The sequence below is a fragment of the Belnapia sp. AC561 genome, from assembly GCF_979252845.1.
The window spans coordinates 1-250 of sequence record NZ_CEEDBP010000370.1 but is presented as its reverse complement, the minus strand read 5'-3'; the positions used below and the strand labels follow the sequence as shown (position 1 = coordinate 250).

The window sequence follows — 250 nt, the reverse complement described above, 5'->3', positions numbered from 1 at the left end:
CGGCTGGTGGGCGCGTATGCAGGAGCGGCCCAGCGTGCGCGACCGCGTGAGCATGTCCGACCCCGCGTAACCTAACGGCTCGCCTTCGCGGCGCTGATGCGCCACAGGCGAGCAATATCCCGAGCACGCTCGCGCAATAGCGTGGGCGCCTGCTTGCAGGCTTCTTCCAAGGTCATCGGCCCATTGGCGAGCGAGAACGCGGCATCAATGCCGGCCTCGTACACCTCGGCGTAGCCGTCTCCCAACATGC

The 250-nt window shown here is 67.2% G+C and carries 1 protein-coding gene; it reads right to left on the bottom strand.

The genetic code is table 11. The features are described from left to right. Window positions 1-71: 71 nt before the first annotated feature. The gene (locus tag AC0IW9_RS31470; protein WP_471652212.1) at window positions 72-248 is read right to left on the bottom strand and encodes a glycerate kinase; all 177 of its coding nucleotides are present in this window, start codon (window positions 246-248) and stop codon (window positions 72-74) included. Window positions 249-250: the final 2 nt, after the last annotated feature.